General features: G+C 47.8%; 21 protein-coding genes. 11 read left to right on the top strand and 10 right to left on the bottom strand.

The genetic code is table 11. The features are described from left to right. On the top strand, nt 1–1,283 hold a 1,283-nt coding region (locus DXZ20_RS26680), incomplete at its 5' end, for a calcium-binding protein (protein ID WP_431732091.1). Between the two features lie 176 nt (nt 1,284–1,459). After that, complete coding sequence (rnc, locus tag DXZ20_RS26675) at nt 1,460–2,131, top strand: ribonuclease III (RefSeq protein ID WP_163666236.1); 672 nt, start codon at nt 1,460–1,462, stop codon at nt 2,129–2,131. Nucleotides 2,132–2,137: 6 nt separating this feature from the next. Here the strand turns inward: rnc and DXZ20_RS26670 are convergent, their stop codons facing one another. From DXZ20_RS26670 to DXZ20_RS26640, 7 genes are all read right to left on the bottom strand, one after another. Further along, nucleotides 2,138–2,491 carry a P-II family nitrogen regulator gene (locus DXZ20_RS26670; protein ID WP_163666238.1) on the bottom strand — a complete coding sequence of 118 codons (354 nt, stop codon included), beginning with the start codon at nt 2,489–2,491 and terminating at the stop codon, nt 2,138–2,140. 169 nt (nt 2,492–2,660) lie between these two features. Next, nucleotides 2,661–3,287, bottom strand: a complete 627-nt coding sequence (gene ruvA, locus DXZ20_RS26665; RefSeq protein ID WP_163666240.1) for a Holliday junction branch migration protein RuvA — start codon at nt 3,285–3,287, stop codon at nt 2,661–2,663. 6 nt (nt 3,288–3,293) lie between these two features. Further along, complete coding sequence (locus tag DXZ20_RS37840) at nt 3,294–4,217, bottom strand: F0F1 ATP synthase subunit B (protein WP_250565938.1); 924 nt, start codon at nt 4,215–4,217, stop codon at nt 3,294–3,296. Next, nucleotides 4,193–4,717, bottom strand: a complete 525-nt coding sequence (gene coaD, locus DXZ20_RS26655; protein WP_431732028.1) for a pantetheine-phosphate adenylyltransferase — start codon at nt 4,715–4,717, stop codon at nt 4,193–4,195. The genes DXZ20_RS37840 and coaD overlap by 25 nt, the downstream gene beginning before the upstream one ends. Nucleotides 4,718–4,863: 146 nt before the next feature. Then, entirely contained in the window at nt 4,864–5,343 is a 480-nt protein-coding gene (locus DXZ20_RS26650) for a GNAT family N-acetyltransferase (RefSeq protein WP_163702137.1), read from the bottom strand. A gap of 51 nt (nt 5,344–5,394) precedes the next feature. Next, nucleotides 5,395–6,000, bottom strand: a complete 606-nt coding sequence (locus tag DXZ20_RS26645; protein ID WP_163666330.1) for a tRNA isopentenyl-2-thiomethyl-A-37 hydroxylase MiaE — start codon at nt 5,998–6,000, stop codon at nt 5,395–5,397. A gap of 60 nt (nt 6,001–6,060) precedes the next feature. Next, nucleotides 6,061–7,191: a GAF domain-containing protein gene (locus DXZ20_RS26640; protein WP_163666328.1), complete on the bottom strand. Its 1,131-nt coding sequence runs from the start codon at nt 7,189–7,191 to the stop codon at nt 6,061–6,063. A gap of 161 nt (nt 7,192–7,352) precedes the next feature. Here DXZ20_RS26640 and DXZ20_RS26635 point away from each other — a divergent pair, with 161 nt between their 5' ends. Further along, complete coding sequence (locus DXZ20_RS26635; protein ID WP_163702136.1) at nt 7,353–8,192, top strand: DUF6816 family protein; 840 nt, start codon at nt 7,353–7,355, stop codon at nt 8,190–8,192. A 44-nt stretch (nt 8,193–8,236) separates the two neighbouring features. Here DXZ20_RS26635 and DXZ20_RS26630 read toward each other — a convergent pair whose 3' ends face one another. Next, nucleotides 8,237–8,794, bottom strand: a complete 558-nt coding sequence (locus DXZ20_RS26630) for a GNAT family N-acetyltransferase (protein ID WP_163666324.1) — start codon at nt 8,792–8,794, stop codon at nt 8,237–8,239. Nucleotides 8,795–8,843: 49 nt separating this feature from the next. Here DXZ20_RS26630 and DXZ20_RS26625 point away from each other — a divergent pair, with 49 nt between their 5' ends. Beyond that, nucleotides 8,844–9,047, top strand: coding sequence for a tautomerase family protein (locus DXZ20_RS26625; RefSeq protein ID WP_163702134.1), 204 nt, complete (start codon nt 8,844–8,846; stop codon nt 9,045–9,047). Nucleotides 9,048–9,095: 48 nt separating this feature from the next. Here the strand turns inward: DXZ20_RS26625 and DXZ20_RS26620 are convergent, their stop codons facing one another. Further along, the gene (locus DXZ20_RS26620) at nt 9,096–9,833 is read right to left on the bottom strand and encodes an SIMPL domain-containing protein (protein ID WP_163702132.1); all 738 of its coding nucleotides are present in this window, start codon (nt 9,831–9,833) and stop codon (nt 9,096–9,098) included. 546 nt (nt 9,834–10,379) lie between these two features. Between DXZ20_RS26620 and DXZ20_RS26615 the strand changes: the two genes are divergently transcribed. From DXZ20_RS26615 to DXZ20_RS26605, 3 genes are all read left to right on the top strand, one after another. Next, entirely contained in the window at nt 10,380–12,590 is a 2,211-nt protein-coding gene (locus DXZ20_RS26615; RefSeq protein WP_163702130.1) for an NACHT domain-containing protein, read from the top strand. Between the two features lie 629 nt (nt 12,591–13,219). Continuing rightward, entirely contained in the window at nt 13,220–13,597 is a 378-nt protein-coding gene (locus tag DXZ20_RS26610; protein WP_163702128.1) for a hypothetical protein, read from the top strand. 122 nt (nt 13,598–13,719) lie between these two features. Next, nucleotides 13,720–14,871: a hypothetical protein gene (locus tag DXZ20_RS26605; protein WP_163702126.1), complete on the top strand. Its 1,152-nt coding sequence runs from the start codon at nt 13,720–13,722 to the stop codon at nt 14,869–14,871. Here DXZ20_RS26605 and DXZ20_RS26600 read toward each other — a convergent pair. Further along, nucleotides 14,868–15,854: a GntR family transcriptional regulator gene (locus DXZ20_RS26600; protein ID WP_023075400.1), complete on the bottom strand. Its 987-nt coding sequence runs from the start codon at nt 15,852–15,854 to the stop codon at nt 14,868–14,870. The genes DXZ20_RS26605 and DXZ20_RS26600 overlap by 4 nt on opposite strands. 333 nt (nt 15,855–16,187) lie before the next feature. Here DXZ20_RS26600 and DXZ20_RS26595 point away from each other — a divergent pair, with 333 nt between their 5' ends. From DXZ20_RS26595 to DXZ20_RS26580, 4 genes are all read left to right on the top strand, one after another. After that, nucleotides 16,188–16,931, top strand: coding sequence for a dienelactone hydrolase family protein (locus DXZ20_RS26595; protein ID WP_163702124.1), 744 nt, complete (start codon nt 16,188–16,190; stop codon nt 16,929–16,931). A 197-nt stretch (nt 16,932–17,128) separates the two neighbouring features. Continuing rightward, the gene (locus DXZ20_RS26590; RefSeq protein WP_163666310.1) at nt 17,129–18,007 is read left to right on the top strand and encodes a S1 RNA-binding domain-containing protein; all 879 of its coding nucleotides are present in this window, start codon (nt 17,129–17,131) and stop codon (nt 18,005–18,007) included. Beyond that, nucleotides 18,007–18,864, top strand: a complete 858-nt coding sequence (locus DXZ20_RS26585; RefSeq protein ID WP_163702121.1) for a Tab2/Atab2 family RNA-binding protein — start codon at nt 18,007–18,009, stop codon at nt 18,862–18,864. Before DXZ20_RS26590 ends, DXZ20_RS26585 begins: the two co-directional genes overlap by 1 nt. A gap of 80 nt (nt 18,865–18,944) precedes the next feature. Then, complete coding sequence (locus DXZ20_RS26580) at nt 18,945–19,709, top strand: carbohydrate ABC transporter permease (RefSeq protein WP_250565374.1); 765 nt, start codon at nt 18,945–18,947, stop codon at nt 19,707–19,709. Nucleotides 19,710–19,730: the final 21 nt, after the last annotated feature.

The raw sequence follows: 19,730 nt of genomic DNA, 5'->3' as shown, positions 1-19,730 counted from the left end.
CTACTGGAGATGTGGTGAGTGAAGATATCAACATTGTGAATAGTGGTCTCCTACAAGGTCGTGGTGATGGCCCTGATGTCTTTGCCAACGGGGGGCGGGTTGCCTCTAATGGCTCCAGCGGCCTGCGGTTCTTCAATGGCTCAGGTGAAGCTGAAGCGACAGTCACTGGCTCTGTTGTGAACCGTGGCACCATTACCTCGGAAGTGAATGTGGGCTTTTTAGGGGGGCTGGTGGTTGAAGATGGTGTCGCCTTTGATGGCCAGATCAACAACAGTGGTTCGATTTCTGGTCCTCGCAATGGTCTCTATATTGGCGATGCTGACCACGATCTCTCCATTGTTAACTCTGGACAAATTGAGTCAGGTAGTAGAGCTGTCAACCTGGATGGCGACAACGTTACTCTGGTAAATCAAGGCAGCATTGTGGGGACTGGCACCCAGCGCAATGGCACGGTCTATCTTGATGGTACTGCTGACAATATCAGCATCAATAACCAGCTTGGTACCATTGATGCAGGTGTCGCTGGTAGTGGTATCTCGGTACAGGTGGGTGCAGCCAATGGTCTAGGTGACGGCATTGATGACCTGGAATTATCAGCCGATATTTCTAACAGTGGTCTCATTCAGGGTAGAGGCGACAGCAGCGTTCCTGCAGGTATTCGCTTATTTGTTGGTTCGGGGCTGACTGAAGCAACCTTTAGCGGCGATATTACCAACGAACTAAATGGCGTTATCGCATCGGAAGAACAAGCAGGCATCTTAATTGAATCGGGGGTTATTTTTGATGGGCAAATTACAAACTTTGGCACCATCAGTGGTGGTAATGGATTGGCGATTGATGCTGATGGTGCCCTGGGGAGTGTAGATATTCTCAACGCAGGCACCCTCAACGGGGAAGTCCGTCTAGGTGTAGGTGATGACCGTTTTGTTCAGATATCTACAGGCGATGTTGTTGTCTCTGGTGGTCTCGGTAATGATGAAATTACTGGTGGTACTGGTAATGACAGCCTCAATGGTGGTAGCGATGATGACCTGCTAACGGGGGGACTGGGTAGCGACACCTTCAGATTTGAGAGCAATGCGGGCAATGATGTTGTTACCGACTTTTCGGTGACGGATGACATTCTAGATGTAGAAGCCATTTTTGATGGCTTCCATGACGCGTTAGGCGCTGCTAGCCAAGTGGGTAATGACACCTTGCTTGATTTAGACAACGATAACTCTGTACTGCTAGCAGGTGTGGATGTAAATTCGCTGACTAGCAACAACTTCACGTTTGCATAAATGCATGTGTGAACAAGACTGAAAGCACGGGTGAATAAGACTGAAACAATCAGTCATCTTTGCTGTTAAGTCTTGACCTGAATCAGCGGTCGTAGAGGTCTGCGATCGCTGTTTTTGTGTTAAAAACAATCGTGATTTGCACCTCAGAAAGTAGCTAGCCACGCTATTGTGAAAGCATGAGTACGTTTGATTTACCTACCTTCGCTGATAAAAATCTTTGGCAGCTAGCCATCACCCACAAGTCCTACGCTAAAGAAAATGACTGCGAGGACAATGAACGGCTAGAATTTTTGGGTGACGCTATCCTCACGTTTCTCAGTGGCGAGTACCTTTACCAGCGCTACCCGGACCGACCCGAAGGTGAACTGACCCCGCTACGTGCTGCCTTAGTGGACGAAAACCAGCTTAGTTACTTTGCCAGCCAGCTGCAATTGCAAAAGTACCTGTGTCTGAGTCGCGGCGCTGAAAATAGCGATAGTCGCAATAGCAAGCGAGTGCTATGCAGCACCTTTGAAGCTCTGATTGGAGCCTACTTTCTGGATAGCGGCCAAAACATTGAAACCATACGGTCCTATGTAGTCCCTATGTTTGACAGTGTTGCTGATACCGTCAGTGAGACTGCAATTCATGTTAACTATAAGAGCCGTTTTCAAATCTGGTCATTGGAGCAGCTTGGCGAAGTTCCTACCTACCAGATTATTGCCGCCAGTGGGCCAGACCATGCCAAACAATTCACCGCTGAAGTGCGTGTGAAAGGATTACTGTATGGCCGAGGCAAGGGAAAACGCAAACAAGATGCGGAAAAGAAAGCCGCCCAGGCAGCACTGAAGAATGTGGGAGTGGAATAGGGAGTGTTAGGCTTCAGAACTAGACAACGCTACATCATCGCGTTCACCTGTGCGGATACGGTATGCGGCCTCAATGGGCAGCACAAAGATCTTGCCATCGCCGATGTCGCCTGTGCGGGCAGCTTCAGTGATGGTGTCTATCACTAAATCTACTTGGTCATCGGCAACGGCAATTTCTAACCGGATTTTAGGAAGAAAATCGACTTTATAGGTTTGGCCACGATATTTTTGGGTCTGTCCCTTCTGACGACCAAAACCACGGGCATTAGCAACAGTCATACCCACAATTCCTGAATTGACAAGGGCCTCTTTGACCTTATCTAGCTGGGAGGACCGAATAACTGCAATAACTTGTTTCATAAACTCCTGGCGCTGATGACTTTAAACCTGCTTATCCTGCTTGTGTATCTACAGGGTGCTCTGCTATCAAGGACAGATAACGGTGTTATTTGATACAAAAAGTGTGTTTAATAACGCTATCAGGTATCATTACAGGTCTCATATTTTCGTTACAACCTTTGACAGGTTTTTATTGACTGAGCCAGGTGATCGCTTCACGAATCCAGGCTTCAGTGTCAGCGTTTTTACTGAGGGTTTTACTTTGCCCTACGGCTTGCAACGCTTTAGTAATTTCACTATTAGAGTAGCCTAGAGCCAGTAGCGTCATTTCTACATCCTCTTGGACGACGGACACTGGACCTCCTGTAGGAGCGGTAATGAGCCCAGCCTGCTGCCGCCACTCGGCTAACTTAGTTTTCAGTTCTAAAATTATGCGCTCAGCCGTTTTCTTGCCGACACCGGGGGTTTGGGACAAAATGCGGGCATTCCCAGCCACAACGGCTTGAACTAAGTCATTTAAGCTTAGGGTATCGAGCAAGGCCATGCCCATTTGGGGGCCAATGCCACTAACGCTGATGGCCAAACGAAAAACATCTCGCTCGGCCCGCGAGCCAAAACCAAATAGTACTGGCTGGTCATCTCGATTTTGTAAGTGGGCAAAAATCTGCACCGGGTCGCCCATGGGGGGGAGATTACCCATCACTCGAGCCGTGACCTGTAATTCATAGCCAATGCCATTGACATCCACGGTAATAATCACACGACCATTGGTCAGCCGTTGGATATCGGCCAAGTTCCCTTTGAGATAGCCAATCATGGGGGGTTAGAACTTACGGGGCGGGCGCTGCTGGGGACGCGGTGGCTGCTGGGGGGGGCGCGTCGGTGGCTGCTGCTGGGGGGAGCGCGGCGGTGGCGGCTGTTGAGGGGGTTGGATATAGGATTGCTGAGTAGAAGACGGTCGCTGGGTGACCGGACGACGACTCAAGGGATTAGGGGGAGAAACATCGCTCGCTGCTGGCATTGATGGTGGTGCTGTCTGTCGAGCTCGCTGCTGCCGTTCGTAGAGCTGCTGCCGACCGTTACTGATCACGCCAAGCATCTCACTAAATTGGGTTTCCATGCGCTGTAATACCTGATCGGCATAGGTATCAGCATCTGTCTGGATAGCATGGCATTCAGCGATCGCATTTTGGCGCAGATCTTCACATTCTTGCTTTGTTTGGGTTTGCAGTTGCTCTATTTCGAGCATGGTTTGCGATCGCAACGCCGCACATTCCTGCTCCACCTGTAATCGCAACTGCTGGGCCTGCTGTTCAGCCTGTCGCAAAATTGACGTTTCATTCAGAATCGTGGCCGCCTGCTTTTCAGCAGTCGTCACAATACTCTGAGCGTATCGCTCAGCCTCGCTGAGGATGTCATCACGCTGCTCTACTAATTGCTGAGCTTCCTGAAACGCGCTGGGCAGATTTAACCGCACAGCATCTAGCTGATCGAGCAGATCATCTTCATTGATCATGGTGCGCCCCATGACTGGGAGGCGAGGGCTATCCAGTACAGACTCCTCAATTTGATTGAGGGCATCTTGAATATCAAACCCTGCTATAGGCGCAGGCCCAGCCTTGCCAATCTGCTGCTGAGCCAGGACATCATCAACCTGGGCAGCTTGGCCATTTAACCTAGGATCATTCACCAGCCTGGGGTCATTCACCAGCCTGGGGTCGTTTAGGGGAGGTTCTTGCCGTACCATTTCTGAATATCGTGGGCAACATGATCAGGAACAAGATGACCGATAGCTCCGCCAAACCTTGCAATCTCTTTTACTAGACTACTGCTTAAAAAGCCGTATTCAGTAGACGTCGCTAAAAAGACAGTTTCAAGATCATCTGCAAGGGTCTTATTAGTATGAGCCATTTGCAGTTCTTTCTCAAAGTCTGATAGTACACGCAAACCCCGAATCAAGACTTTAGCATTACGTTTGTGGGCGTAATTTACCGTCAGACCATCAAAACTATCAATTTCTACATTAGTGAGATGCGCTGTTGCCTGCCGAATCTGACCCAGCCTTTCCTCGATAGAAAACATCGGGTTTTTCATCGGATTACGTGACACTACCACAATCACATGATCATATAGACCACTGCTACGGGTAATGATATCGAGATGACCCAAGGTAACTGGATCAAAGCTACCGGGATAAACTGCAATCACAAGCAGGTAGATAATTAGGATATATGTACATAGGTTCACGGTCTTGTACCTACCCCAAAAATGGGGGCAAGATCGTGACCCTGACCAAACATGGGCAATGAAATTTGGCCCGACTGATTATATCGATTTATAGGAAACTCTGACTGATTGCAATGCATATTGAAGGGCACCCACGAGGGCAGCCCCTACGGCACGATACGTTTTTTATAAACCTTGTCACAGCGGGTTGTTTCCACACCCGTTTCCGGCAGATATCCTGATCTGTCGTACATACGAACAGCCTCTTTGAGAACCGTGGCTGTTTCTAGCCAGATTTCTTTGAAACCACGGGCTGCAATGGTCGCTTCTAGCTGACCTAGTAAAAATCGCCCTAATCCCTGACCACGGGCCATCGGCAGCAAATACATTTTACGAATCTCTACCGCCTGCTCACCCCGCTCAATCGGCAGGTAAGCTGCGGTACCGACCACTTCCCCCGCCTGCTCTACTACCCAAAATTCACCATGCTGGTAGTGTGTTTCCACCTGCACCACATCGATATCCGCGCCCTCCGGTTCCCACTGAAGACCGTAGTCAGTTAAAACTTGGCCAACCAGGTCAGTTGCGGCTGCTCGGTCAGCCGGTTGCCAGTCGCGGATGAGAAAGGATTTGAAGGTGGTGTGCATAGGGATGGGAGGGATAGTTATAGGGGCATGGGCATAGTTTCTATTTCCCTATCAACTATGAACCCTAGGGGCTGGATGCAGCGTTGCCAAAATCTCGCTCTCGGCGACCGCTAATTCTTCTAATCGGGGTGTGACCACATCAGAGCCAAATTCATTGGTGGCTAGTACCCAGTAAGCACCGTAGTGTCGGGCTTCGGATGCCATCAGGCTGCGGTAGAACTTGGCCAGGTCTGGATCGGGGCAATGTTCTCCCAACAGACCCAGGCGTTCATGGCTGCGGGCTTCGATTAAGGCTGAAACCAGTAACAGGTCCAGCTTGCGTTCAGGATCATTGGGGCGCACATGCTTGCGCAGCTTAGAACCGTAAGGGCCTGCTGCTAGAGGCCGTAGGGACACACCTCGACGCTCTAGCCACTGGTTGACCTGTTTGAAATGGCTGAGCTCCTCCTGGGCAATATCCGTTAGCGCCGCCACCAATGCCCCATCGCCGGGGTACAAAAACATCAGCTTGATGGCAATTCCGGCAGCTTTACGCTCGCAGTGGGAATGGTCCAGCATCACCTCATCTAAATTGGCTAAAGCTTGCTCAATCCATGCCTGGGACGTGGGGCTTTTGAGGAATTTAATGGTGGTTGGACGGCTGGGGGGAGTGGGCACAAGAGTATGGGAAAAAGCTGAGTATATTGTAGATAAAAGGGGGAGTGAAGAGTCGATGACTCAATCTGCCTGATTTAGCAGCAATAGTACAGCTGGTTGCTCCTCAAACTCAAAGGCTATGGCTTGGGCTGCGATCGCAATTACCTGGCCATTTTTATGGGTAATACCAAAATCAAGGGGCATCGGCTGATTTCGGTGGGTATAACACTGACGCAGTGCGTCACAGACTCGGGCTAGATCTTCATAGGCAATCAAGCTAGTGATAGACGGTAGGTGGATGAGAGCATCTGGCCTTTGCCCTAACAGATTGGCCGCTTGCTGATTAATTTGAACAATCTTTTTGTTTTGTACTAACATGGCCCCCACAACCTCAGTGGTTAAAAGCTGATGGCAAAAGTCTTTAAAGTGACTCAGGCGACCATTGAGCTTACGATTGATGCTGTGTAATTTGGCATTTTCTAACACTAAAGCAATCTGATCGGTCATGGCTCCGATCAGATTTGGAATCGGTGGTTGGAAATGCCTGGGCTCAGAATGGGTTAGGGTCATAATCCCTAAAATGCGATTGCCACTAACTACCGGTGCACACATCGCTGAACATACTTTGTAAGGCTGATCGGGCAAGCTAATCCAACGACTATCTAGACGGGTATCGGCAATCGTCTCCAATTTACGATGTTCCACAACCCAACCGGCCAAGCCTTTCTCCAAAACTTGCCCCACCAGATTATGGCGTTCCTTTTCTGTGGTGCCCGAGCGAGTCAGAATACATTCTGTCACCACCTTGGCGTCATCCAACAAGAAAATACTGCCACTACTGGCCTCAGAAATCACCACCGCAATATCCAGCGTTTGTTTCAGGGTGGCTTTTAGCCGCATTTTACCAGTGGCCGTCCGTGATAGCGCCAGCTGATCCTGAATCCACCGCAGTTGTTTCTGATAGGCAGCATTTTCCTGCTGTAGCTGGGCTACTTTATCCCTTAGCGCAGTGACATCTGCCGTTAGCTTGCCACCCGAAGCCTGCTGCTGCGTCATTTGCTGAGTTGCAAACTGCAATACCGAGACTAGCCCACGTAGTAGTTGTAAATCGTCCTCTGGCAAGGACTTTACATCAGTCAGCTGAGTAATATTTGTGTAGAGCACACCCAGCTCATCCGTTAGCGCTTCTTTGAGCAAAATTTGATTATCCATCAGTTAACCATGGCTCATCATCAAGGCCCGTATCTAAAGGCTACAGTGGCTTTTTCCAATCACTGTCGATAATTTAGAATTACTCCTGATGCAGTCATCTGATGACTGCATCAGCTGATTCTTTCAGCCTTCCCAGCTATTAATAGGACTAAACTGGTGCTATGGTCATCAACCCAATCATGCATCGTTTTTTTCTGAAGCTGCTGCGACAGCGACAACGACTGCGGCTACGGCGCAAACTCGTCTGGTTCACACTGCTATTTTTAGTATGGCTGCTGTGTAGCGGTGAAGCCATGGCCACCCCCCTGGCTGAGCGAGTCTCGGCGTTTCCCCATTGGTCCACCAAACCACCTGTACAGCCATCAGCAGGAGACCTGGTCTACCCAGCTTGGATGGACGGTTCATGGCGGATGACCTCAACGCTTTTGACCATGGCAGCACCAGTCGCCCCAGAGGTGATTACACCAGGATTTGAAGGGAATCGTCAGTTTTTGGATATGCCCATTGAAGCGGATATTCACTTTCAAAAGACACGGGTTGCCCAGGGTAAATTTCTCGATAGGCCATTAAAAACGACAGAAGGTGTGGTGTCAGATCGCGCTTTTAATGGCATGAGTCTGGCCAAAGCATATTTAGGAGATGATTGGGTTAAAGCTGTTAATGTTGATCCTGAAGATCCCAATCGTCAAATTACCTTCTTAAAGGACAATCAGCAGCTGGTGTCTACAGTGACCGGACGAGCAGTAGAACAGCCTGACAACCATACGTTTATCACCACTGAAGTCTTTCAACAGTTTTTTCGGGGTGGCCGACCAACGGTGTACTTAAACGAAGTGGAAAACACAACGGCCTATCATTACCAAGAAGACCATATTGTGGCCGACCAGATGACGGCCATATATTTATCACCCCAAGATCCGGATTACTTTAAGGCAATGGATCGCCCCGTTGCTCTTTATCGCTATGGTTTAGAGCTTTATCCAGTAACTAACAATCGTTAAGCAACAACAGCATCAACAATTCTTTGTTCTCTGTTGGTAATTGCCTATAAAAACTCTTCGTGACGTTGCCAGTGGCTTCGCAACATGGCATAAACTTCATGATCAATAAAGCGATTATATAGCCACTCTGCTTCGCAGGCAGTGCCTTCATGGGTAAAGCCCAATCTCTCAGGAATGGCTCGACTGCGTCTGTTACCAGTGGCACAACAAATCACAATGCGATTGAGATAGAGGGTGGCAAATGAGTAGTCAACCATATACTGGCAGGACCGGGTCATTATCCCTTTGCCTTGATGAGAAGATGCTAGCCAGTAGCCCATATGGCCAATGCGGTTGTCCCAATCAATGTGATTGTAACCAATGATGCCTGCGATACAATTGTTGTAACAGATGGCTGCAACAACTCCTTCCGTATCGCCAAACTGTTCTATCGCATTGCGAATAAAATTTCTGGTATCAGCTGATGTCGTTGTTCTATCTAGCCATGGCAACCACCGACGCAGATAGTCGCGGTTTGCATCGGTGAGTGCAAAAAGCTCATTAGCATCGGTTAGCTGGAGCGATCGCAACTGTAGCCGGTCATCAATCCAGTGGGAAAACATACAATAGACACAGCACCCTTCGCCCCTATATTACTCCTCAACTATCGCTATGCCATATGTCAATATTCAGATTACAGCTGGGGCAACACGAGCTCAGAAAGCAGCGCTAGTCAAGGATGTGACTGATTCTTTAGTACGTGTGCTAGGGAAAAACCCCGAGCACATTCACATCGTCATCCAGGAAATTAAAGAAGAAGACTGGGGCTATTCTGGCTTACTAACTGACACCTGGAAACAGCAACAGCAACAGTGAGGTCCCTAGTAATTTAGGGTGTGGGAAATGGGGAGTGCCCAGCAGTCTCTAATACTGCACCTTCAATGTCACTTGCACATCCACAGCCTGCGCCCCATCTTCTACGGCCAGGCTGCTAGCAGCAGACCAACTACCGCTGGCATAGCCATCACCTTTAGGAACAGCATCAACTCCCGGTGCTTGGGTGATGGCATCGTTCACCTGGATATCGACTACATCTTCAAGGCTAAAGCCCAGCTGGTCGAGGGCTACTTTAGCTTGGGCTTGGGCATCGGTAATTGCTTTTTCTAGGGCTTGATCGCGGGCGGCTAGGAGGTCTTTCTCGTTCGCTAGATAGCGAATGTTTTGAATACGGTCTATGTTGAGTGCGATCGCATTATCCAACACCCCAATTTCGTCGGCAGGTACCTGAAATTCTATGTTTCTATAGGCCTCATACTCATCTTTTTGCGGTTTGCCATCACGACCATATTTGAGGTCAAGATGAACATTAGATGTCTTAATATTGTCGACTTTGCGGGCTTTCAAGGTTTTTGCGATCGCAGACGTGCGCTTTGCTAGCTGCGTGTAGGTCGCTTTTGCACTATCGCCTTTATCAGATATTCCTAAGGTGATTTCTGCTAGGGTAGTCGGTGCTGTGTGATGGCCATGACCGGTTACGGTTATGATGCGTGGTGGTGTAGAGGCCCCTTGAGCCAACGCGGGTAAACCGCCTACGGTCATCAGAATGAGTGCAGTCAGTAACCATGGCAGCAGTCGCTGCCCGATCTTTGCTAGTCGTTGCATACGATTTTCAGAATTTACTTGTCTAGTGATCCCCGGTGAGATGGGATTTTTCCGCAAGGTGATCTTAAATTGCAACACTATCCAGTTGTTACCATTTACCCAATGAGATTGTTGATAGCCTTACACTCAATATTCATAACAATAAAATCATCAATCCTAAAAACAAAATTATCAGAGGTTTTATTTTCCAATTAAGGAGCTCAGTTCAATTCTTTTAAAATATATACAAGCTGTTTAACCTCTAGAAGTTACTCTCAAAACTCCCAATCTTGGAGGGCTTCGGAGCTAGTCTTCCCAAAAAATGGGGACGGAAGGGGTCTTGACATCTGTAACTAATTAGAATCACCTACGTACAAAGTAAGCGAAGAATAATGCAATCTATACTTTCTGAGTATGCGAGGATCTTCTATCTTGTCTACGAGCCCTACACTATCGACTTAACACCAAGTGTCTTACCCCCTGAGCGTAGATAACCAGGTCACTTCCCCCTCTCCCCGAGAATGCAGAACATTGGCACAATGGTTCATGGCGTAACAATCAACGAATATGACCGGTTTAGAACTGCTGGCGGAACCAGTCGCGGACGGCATTGCCAGCTTTGCATTTAATCTTTTGCCGAAAGTCGGCAGTCAGGCTGTTGCTGAAATACGCAACCTATTCTTTAATGCATCAAGGAAATATGTTCATACCTACAGGCAGCGTCACTGCCAGCTAAAAGTGTTAGGAATGCGCGAACCCGTAGACCTTGCAAAGGTTTACACAGGCGTAAAATTTCTTGATGAAGATGATGTTCTAGGGTTTGAATCTCCTCAGGCATTAGAACAACAGTATCGAAAAACTCGATTTCGTAGCTCCATTGGCCGACGTAACAGTAATGAAAAACGTTCGGGTATTGATGTGGCTAACGAAAAACAATATCTGATGGTTTTAGGTGCACCCGGAGCAGGCAAATCAACATTCCTGCGTAAGTTAGGTCTGGAAGCATTACGAACATTTCATCACGGACACGTCGCATATCACCATCGAAAGATTCCTGTGTTACTGGAACTGAAACGCTTTGAGACCGATAACATTGACATTGAAATGCTGATCTCCGAGGAGTTTCGTCACTGTGGTTTTCCTGCCCCTAATGAATTTGTTCAACAGGCCCTAAGACAGGGGAAATTGCTGATTTTATTGGACGGTCTGGATGAGGTGCCCACTGCAAATCTCGATAATGTTATCTGCACTATCCAGAATTTTGTTGATCGCTATGATCAAAACCGATTTATAGGGTCGTGCCGAACCGCAGCCTACCACGGTGGTTTTACTCGGTTTAGTGATGTGGGTATGGCCGATTTTGACAATGAACAAATCGAGCAATTTATTAAAAATTGGTTTAGTAGTGCACAAGATGCAGAACGTGGCACCAGCCAAAGATGCTGGGAGACATTACAAGAAGAGAAAAATAGAGCTGCCAAAGAGTTAGCCCACACTCCCCTACTGTTAACCTTTCTATGCCTTGTCTACGACCGCTCACAGCGATTTCCTGCTAATCGTAGCAGCCTGTATCAACGGGCATTACGTATCCTTTTAGAGGAATGGGCCGCAGAAAAGCGGATCAATCGCGATGAAATCTATGAAGGTCTGAGTATTGAGCTGGAAGAAGGACTGTTATCTGAAATTGCCTTTGCTGGCTTTGAGTCCAATCGTTTATTTTTCTCGCGGCGAGAGCTAACAGCTCAAATTAAAGACTTTTTGGCTAGCAATCTAAATGTACCCAAAATTCTAGATGGGGAAGCTGTCTTACAAGCCATTGAGGTGCAGCAAGGTATTTTAGTAGAGCGTGCTGAAGATGCTTATTCGTTCTCTCATCTGACTTTGCAAGAATATCTCACGGCTCAATGTTTGGCAGATAATCACCACTGGGATAGTGTGATTGCGGCCCATGCCACCGATAGACGCTGGCGTGAAGTGTTGTTGTTAACGCCAGGGTTATTGACCGGTAAACAAGGGGCAAACCATTTGTTAGAAGCTCTCGAACACAAGGCGAACCAATGCCTTAACTCTATCAAGCTGCAACGTCTGGGGCAGTGGGCAGCTGCATCAACCAATAACTCCCTGGGTAGCTTTCGTCCTGTGGCTAAACGAGTAGCCGCTATTTACCTGGCTCTGGCCCTGAATCGCGAACTCAATCGTGACCTGGCTCGCACCCATATCCTTGAGCGGGCTCGCGCCTTAGCCTTGGTCCTTGATCCAGACCATGCTCGCATAATTGAGATGAATCTGGCACGGACGCTAACCCTTAACCATGCCCTTACCCGTGTTCATAAGTCTGATCTAGATATTACCCGTGCGATCGCACGGGGTATTACCCTCGCTAAACGCTTTGCTCGCCTTAATATCTTCACCTCTGTCAATTGCTTAGACCTACTTAAAGGGTTGCAAACACTTAAATCCAGCATTCCTACCCAAGAAACGTCTGAGTATCAAAAACAGATATTTCAAGCCAGAGTTCTCAAGCTATGGTTTAGTAGCCTAGGTATTTCTCCCGATGATTGGCATTTATCACCGACGGATGCCCAAGCACTGGCTGATTACTTTTACATCTGTGAGCTGATGGTACGGTGCAAGCAAATGGCTGTCAGAGTATCGCCTCAAATTTGGGCAGGCATCGAATCACGACTCGTGACTGCCTCCACCGAGCATAGAGCATTAGGAGAGCCCAACTGGGTAGGCATGAATACAGTACAGCCATCGTTAGCAAAGCACGCATGAACTACAATCGTTGAGCTCACAGAGTTCTGTTAGATTTGGCTATCAGGGAAAGGTTCCTGCCCTTAGCATTAGCTTGTTCTGCATCGTTAGTTAAATCGTTCCCTGCGATTAGACATCCCAGCGTTATTCCTTATCAATCTGTCGATTAGCATCAACCTTTACCCAGTCAGAAAGCCAGGTAAAAATGCCAAATTGTATTGTTCATGAGATTCATGGGAAAGATCTCATTTGATTCTGAAGCTTCTCTCATGAAAGGGTTTTGGGCCTTAAAAACAGGTTTTTTATCATGTAACTAGCTTAAACTTTAAATCATGATGTCCATATGTTAAGACACAAATAAGATGACTCTTAGAATATTGCTTGCTTTCTAGCAAACTGACAAGCTGATAAAAGATAGATAATTCTCAATATGTAAGCTAGATTATGTCATTGGACATACGGCGAGAGAACGATATTTATCGAGAAATGGCAGCAATCGGTGCATTTACTGTGCAAAATCTAAATCTCTTTGTTCTAACAATCAGAATAACTGTGGCCTCTCGAAAGTTGTTGCAGTAATTTAATTTATTAGAACTCACGCATATCCCATCTGTAACTTGAACAATCATTATTGAGGTTATTCACCGTATATGGACAATATTAAAGAATCTATTCAAAGTGCTCTAAATATCGACGGCACTATCGGAGCCGCTATTGGAGATTGGAGTACAGGTTTTTCATTGGGACAGGCTAGTCGGAATGAACAAGCTTTCTCTTCTGTCAAGTTAGAACAAGCCGTCGCTCTTAACGCCGAAGTGATTAAGGCTAAAAACAGAGCTCGTGAAGGGCTAGGGATTACATCACCCATTGAAGACATCCTAATTACTCTTGCAAACCAATATCATTTGCTGCGTATATGCGATTTAGCCGAAGGTGTCTTCTTTTACCTCGTGCTGGATCGAGAGAAGGCTAATTTAGGTCTAGCTCGGATTAAACTACGCCAGATTGAAAAGAATTTACGGATGTAGTTTAGTTGCGCCAGCAACTTTATAAAACCTTAGATCTACGCTGAGAGGATAGGTGCTAAACATTTTAGAAAAGCAATGTATCGCAGCGTAGATCATAATTAGCACATTAAATTTTCTTCAGCATGTATGAGTTCAAGCGCGTTAAAGCTGCAGGAGCTGACATCAACAATGAACTACTGAAGATATGGATTGCCCGGTACCTACCAGAGTTCGATAAGATTTCTCATCACGTTAGAAATCATGTTGAGCAGCGTCTGCGGTCATCAATCACCGATGAAGCACGCCAAGCTACCTCTTTTAATATTAATCATCATTTAGAATCGGACTGTGCTCTAGCAGCTGTAGACACACAACAACTTCTATCAAAAAAACTTTCGCCGGTTCCTGATATTTGGGAATTACAGGAACTCAGCCTTAAAATCAAGCAAATTTATGCAGTATTAATTGACTCCTACGAAAAATCTTTTATCTTTTCACCTGTTGTTGACTATATACATGTGATTGACTCAGAGGAGAGGCGGTTAGAGGCCGTAGACCTAGTCATTCCCCACTTTGCAAGCTTGATGCTGACGGTGGGTCCTCTATTACGCGAACTCAAAGCTGTCTATTTTTCATCTGTCAATCATCATCTAGTTGGGTTTATGACAACCCAACTACATCTGACCCGAAAACGCATTTTAAGTCATCTCACGCCCTATGATTGCACTTGGTTAGTTCCCTACCTACATGTCTTAGACGAGTTGATGTGTATGCCATGGCAACGCATCTGTTCAATCGTTCCATCCACATCCAATATGACGCAGTCACTCGCTGTAGCAAGAAAAATGATGCCGCAGATAAGCTCAATCTCGGCATATACCTATCAGCAGGCGCTACAAACTTTCCCTAAACACATTAGTAGTCAAGGCAGAATTCAATCTGCGGCTGTTCAAGCCTCTAGCCTACGTGATCTAAATATGTTTCAGGCCTACATTTGGCTATGTGTTTTGGAGGATAGTTCATCGGTGATCGAGAAACAACTCTTGCCGCTATGCCTACAGGTGTTCTCATTAACTGATGTTCAATGGGAGCTGGTTAACTTTGGGGTACAAACAATTATCAAAACAATCCTAGAACAGCTCCTACCTCATGAACGGGCAATATTTAAGAAACAGGCAGGCATTATTGAGTCTTTATTTCTAAATGCTCAACCCCAAGAAGAGCAAGTGGCTTTACTTCAGCTACAGACATCTGATGCTGTAGACGCTGCCAACTTGACTGGGACGTCTAATTAATCCAGGCCCAATTCTCGCTTTAACACTTCGATGGATTTCTCACCGATATAGTTTTCACAGCAGAACACTTTTGGTGGGCGGATGATGTCTTCTCGAGCTGCTTGCAAGGCTTCTTTAATGGCTGGGAAGCTGGCTTTGTCTAGGGCAGCGATGGTTTGGGCACTGCGCACAACCGCCGAGAGTTTTTGTTCATCTTCGGTTTGTGCTGTCATTACCAGAATCTCATCGCCACGCAAACTGTAGGAGAGTACCTCAGCGGCTCGGAGAATCCCTGAACTGAGACTGACTAGTCCCAGACAAGTGTCTTTCGGGAGATCCTTCAGCTGGCCTAGCTCTTCGGCATAGTCGTAAATATCGATGGGGATCACCCGCACAGACTTCGGTGCTGCTATCGCTTCTGCTTCATTAATAAAGTAGCGGCTGGTCACAACGGTCCCGGAACGTGTTTGGGACAGCACATCCTCCAGTTCTTCCAGGGGCACTAGCTGTACGGGAATTCGTAGTGCCTGCTCCAGTTCGCGCACCATTAGCTCACCTGCACCAATATCCTGACGGGGTGTGGTGACCAACACTCGGGCACTACAGCGTAGCCGCCAGTCAATTTCTCCCAAGAATAGCTCGCGGGCCTGATGCAAAGAGCAACCCTGACGCAGCAATTCATCCAAACTGCTTTCTACCAGTTCCTGGGCCTTCGGGAACTGGGCCAGTAGCGGTGACCGGGGCTTGTCAATTTCTACGCTGCCCTGGGTGCGCACATAGATACCAGAGCCGGGCTGGGCTTCAACGACTCCGGCTTCCTCCAGCTGGCGATATACCTTACTGATGGTATTGCGGTGTAGCCCTGTCTGCATGGCCAACTGACGAGTACTGGGCAACCGATATCCAGGTGGATATTGGCGGGATGCGATCGCAAACCAAATCTGATCGTAGAGCTGGGTAGAAGCTGGAATTTCGCTATCAGTCTGAATGTGAAATTGCACCATAGATCGCGCTCAGTTGCCGTCTAGTAAGAAAATTTATGCGGTTTGGTACCTAGAAATAGCTCCAACCACAACCAGGCTACCCAACATTACATAGAGGTTACTCGCGAAACCGGGTTTTGAGATGTGACAATTGTCATTTAACTGTCATAGGAAACAAAAGTTCACAGTCGAGGCGCTGCTTAATACATGATCGTTGGTCTGACTTGTGGTTGGGAACCCGAATATTGATGGCATGCTTCACTGCCATCCCCTCAGATACCGTTTACAGATGTGCAAGGGACAAAGAGGCCATGGGGCGGCAGAATAGGAGCGATAAACTAGAGCAATGGAACCATGACCACTCCAACGATTGAGACTCGAACCATTGAGGTCAAAAGCGATGATATGACTCTCCCGGTCTATGTCGCCATGCCCGACGGTGATGGTCCTTTTGGCGCAGTCGTTGTCCTACAGGAAATTTTTGGAGTCAATAGCCACATTCGCGATGTGACCGAACGGATCGCCAGAGAAGGGTATGTCGCCCTCGCCCCCGCGCTGTACCATCGACAGGCCCCTGGCTTTGAAACTGGGTATATGCCTGAAGATATTCAAGTGGGCCGTCAATATAAGGTGCAAACCAAAGCTGATGAACTACTTAGCGATATCCAAGCCACTATCAACTACTCCAAGACCCTGCCCCAGGTAAAAGATGGTGGTGTTGGCTGTATTGGCTTTTGCTTTGGTGGCCATGTGGCCTATTTGGCAGCCACTCTAAGGGATACGGATGCGATCGCATCCTTCTATGGCGCGGGTATTCCCGACACGGCCTTTGGCCCTGGCCCTGTTGCTTTAGATCGCACCCCACACATTACCGGCACCCTTTACTGCTTCTTTGGCAGCGAAGATGGCTCTATTCCGGCTGAAGCAGTTGAGCAAATACGTTCAGCTCTACAAGCGGCCAATATCGACCATGAAATTTTTGAATACGAAGGTGCCGCCCACGGATTTTTCTGCGATCGGCGCGGTAGCTACAATCCCGATGCTGCCGCCGATGCTTGGGAAAAGGTAAAGGCATTATTTGCCGAGACGATGGGTTGATTACGGTGTTCTTTTATTAAGAGTTGGGTTTGTTGGGTTTTAACGTTTTCTATAGTTGCTTAAAGGGCAAACCAAATGGCTGTACCCAGCCTACGTCTTACCACACCTAAAAATTAAGATTTCGGTACGCGAAAATTAGCTTACACTTGAAAAACTGACTTTTTTTATGGGAGCCTGTCCTGACAGGCCATAGACCGTTGACCTTTTCTGCTGACGATTTTCTCAAGGCCCTTGATCAACATGACTTTAACTTCCAAAAGGGAGCAGTTGTTACGGGCAAAGTGGATAGCCATACTGACGATGGTGCTTATATAGACATTGGTGGTAAAGCAGCAGCCTTCCTTCCCGCCCGTGAAGCCTCCGTTAGCTCTAGCGTCACTCTCGAAGAAGCAGTGCCCATTGGCAGTGAACGGCAGTTTTTGATTGTGCGTGATCAGGATGCCAACGGTCAGGTAATTCTGTCCATTCGTAAATTAGAAATTAAGGAAGTTTGGGCCCACCTGGTAGAACGTGAAGCTAATAAAGACATCCTTGATGTCATTGTTACCGGCACGAATAAGGGGGGCGTGATCGCAGATGTGGAAGGATTGCGTGGTTTTGTCCCTCGCTCTCATCTGGTGAACCCTCCTGAGGATCTGACCACATTGGTAGGGCACACAATTTCTGTCGCATTTCTAGAAGTTAACGAAGAAAATAATAAGCTGGTGCTCTCAGGCCGTAATGCGGCTCGCACCACTGCTTTAGGTCAACTCAATCCAGGTCAGCTGATCGATGGCAAAGTCGGTTCCATTAAACCCTTTGGTGTGTTTGTTGATTTTGATGGTGTGCGAGGTCTGCTCCATGTTAAGCAAATCAGCAAGAGTTTTGTGCCCTCCATTGGCGATGTCTTTGAAGTAGGACAGCCGGTTAAGGCGGTGGTACTGAACCTGGATGAAGAGAGAGGTCGTATCAGCCTTTCCACCAAGGTGTTAGAAAAGTATCCTGGCGAGATTCTTAAAGAGGCTGATAAACTAATGGCTGAAGCTCCTGAACGAGCTGCAGATCCAGGCAAACTACTGGCGGAGCAAGACGGTTAATGGGTAGCGTATGGGAACTGGATTTTTACTCGCGCCCGGTCTTAGATGACAATCAAAAAAAACGATGGGAAGTGCTTCTCTGTGATGGGGCACAATCCGTTGCTGATAGCTCTAGGATTCGCTACAGTAAATTCCTTTCGAACAAGCAGGTTAACTCCATTGAGTTACAACAGGCGATAGAGGAAGCCATTGAAAAATCAGGAGAATCTCCCACACAGATTCGCTTCTTTCGCTATCAGATGCAGAATATGATCAAGCGTGCCTGTGATGAACTGGGTGTTTCGGCTCGTCTCAGTCGTCGTACCTTGACTCTACAGACCTGGCTTGAAGACCGGCAGGAAAATTTTTATCCCCAGCAACCTGGCTACCAGGAGGGGAAATCACCTGCGACAGTGCAACCTGTGGAAGTTGCTCGACCTTTACCTGATGCCTTAATAGGGCAGCGCTGGGCCATGGTCAGCCTGCCAGCGAAGGAATTTGCCGATATGCCAGAGTGGGAGATTGGCTTTGGTGAGGCGTTTCCCCTGGAACTGGCTGGGATTGGTCCTGATACCATGGTGCCTGGCATCCTGATTTTTTCAGAACGAGCCCTGCCATTAGCGGGCTGGATGTCAGGGTTGGAGATGGCTTATTTGGATGTGCAAATCGGTCAGATATCCCAGCTGTTGCTAGAAACTGGCAGCAATGACACTTGGATTATGGCCAGTCTGAATCGGCCTGAACTGAAGCAGGAAGCTGAGAGGTTCATGGCTGCTAAGGAGGAGGCGAATCAGGTGCATTTTGTGGCGGTGCAAGATAATCCTGACTCGGAGTCTTTTGCTGGGTTTTGGCTCATGCAAAAACGCTCGTTTGGCTAAGGGGATAGACCGTGCTAAAGCAAAAGCGTTGGTGGGAAGTTGTCTTGATTTATGCGCTTTTGGGGGGAATTGCGATCGCAATGCTGCTGCCCCTCCTCTGGCTGATCAGCACCGCTTTCAAATCAGGTACCGAAAACATTTTCGAATTCCCACCTCGGTTTATCCCCCAAGAGCCGACCTTTAGAAATTTTGTCAACGTATGGCAGACCAATCCCTTTGGCCGCTACTTCTTTAACAGCACTCTGATTGCGACCATTACAGTGGTTTTGAACTTACTGTTCTGTTCCCTAGCAGCCTATCCCTTAGCCAGGCTAAACTTTCGCGGGCGAGAGCTGATATTCTCACTGATAGTTGCCACTATTCTCATCCCGTTCCAAATTGTGATGATTCCGCTGTACATTCTCACCGTACAACTGGGCCTCACCAATAGCTATCTGGGCGTGATTTTTCCAGCCATTGCCTCTGCGTTTGGCATTTTCCTGATGCGTCAGGCGTTTCAGAACGTGCCCAAAGAACTTGAAGAAGCCTCCCGCATTGATGGGTGCTCAGAGCTCGGCATCTGGTGGCACATTATGATTCCGTCTGTGCGTCCCGCCCTGGTAACCTTAGCCATTTTCGTCTTTATTGGCTCCTGGGGCGATTTCCTGTGGCCGCTACTTGTGCTCAATCGACCTGAATATTACACCCTCCCCTTGGGAGTTGCCCGATTAGCCGGCAGCTTCTCCCTAGATTGGCGCTTAATTGCGGCTGGTTCCGTCATTGCCACTGCCCCAATCCTGCTCTTTTTTGTGATTATGCAGCGTTACATTGTCCCTAGCGAGGCTAGCAGCGGCGTTAAAGGTTGATACTGAAGGGGTAAGCTGCGC

The organism is Adonisia turfae CCMR0081 (assembly GCF_011009555.1).
In the GTDB taxonomy this organism is placed as follows: domain Bacteria; phylum Cyanobacteriota; class Cyanobacteriia; order Phormidesmidales; family Phormidesmidaceae; genus Leptothoe; species Leptothoe turfae.
Note: the sequence above shows the minus strand (reverse complement) of the source record. Positions and strands in the feature narration are given on the sequence as shown.

Bases quoted from the DNA above. Each gene is read 5' to 3' on its own strand.
- rnc (WP_163666236.1), top strand. From the start codon at position 1,460: ATGAGTACGTTTGATTTACCTACCTTCGCTGATAAAAATCTTTGGCAG.
- DXZ20_RS26670 (WP_163666238.1), bottom strand. From the start codon at position 2,491: ATGAAACAAGTTATTGCAGTTATTCGGTCCTCCCAGCTAGATAAGGTC.
- ruvA (WP_163666240.1), bottom strand. From the start codon at position 3,287: ATGATTGGCTATCTCAAAGGGAACTTGGCCGATATCCAACGGCTGACC.
- DXZ20_RS37840 (WP_250565938.1), bottom strand. From the start codon at position 4,217: ATGGTACGGCAAGAACCTCCCCTAAACGACCCCAGGCTGGTGAATGAC.
- DXZ20_RS26650 (WP_163702137.1), bottom strand. From the start codon at position 5,343: ATGCACACCACCTTCAAATCCTTTCTCATCCGCGACTGGCAACCGGCT.
- DXZ20_RS26640 (WP_163666328.1), bottom strand. From the start codon at position 7,191: ATGGATAATCAAATTTTGCTCAAAGAAGCGCTAACGGATGAGCTGGGT.
- DXZ20_RS26635 (WP_163702136.1), top strand. From the start codon at position 7,353: ATGGTCATCAACCCAATCATGCATCGTTTTTTTCTGAAGCTGCTGCGA.
- DXZ20_RS26630 (WP_163666324.1), bottom strand. From the start codon at position 8,794: ATGTTTTCCCACTGGATTGATGACCGGCTACAGTTGCGATCGCTCCAG.
- DXZ20_RS26625 (WP_163702134.1), top strand. From the start codon at position 8,844: ATGCCATATGTCAATATTCAGATTACAGCTGGGGCAACACGAGCTCAG.
- DXZ20_RS26620 (WP_163702132.1), bottom strand. From the start codon at position 9,833: ATGCAACGACTAGCAAAGATCGGGCAGCGACTGCTGCCATGGTTACTG.
- DXZ20_RS26615 (WP_163702130.1), top strand. From the start codon at position 10,380: ATGACCGGTTTAGAACTGCTGGCGGAACCAGTCGCGGACGGCATTGCC.
- DXZ20_RS26610 (WP_163702128.1), top strand. From the start codon at position 13,220: ATGGACAATATTAAAGAATCTATTCAAAGTGCTCTAAATATCGACGGC.
- DXZ20_RS26605 (WP_163702126.1), top strand. From the start codon at position 13,720: ATGTATGAGTTCAAGCGCGTTAAAGCTGCAGGAGCTGACATCAACAAT.
- DXZ20_RS26600 (WP_023075400.1), bottom strand. From the start codon at position 15,854: ATGGTGCAATTTCACATTCAGACTGATAGCGAAATTCCAGCTTCTACC.
- DXZ20_RS26595 (WP_163702124.1), top strand. From the start codon at position 16,188: ATGACCACTCCAACGATTGAGACTCGAACCATTGAGGTCAAAAGCGAT.
- DXZ20_RS26585 (WP_163702121.1), top strand. From the start codon at position 18,007: ATGGGTAGCGTATGGGAACTGGATTTTTACTCGCGCCCGGTCTTAGAT.
- DXZ20_RS26580 (WP_250565374.1), top strand. From the start codon at position 18,945: ATGCTGCTGCCCCTCCTCTGGCTGATCAGCACCGCTTTCAAATCAGGT.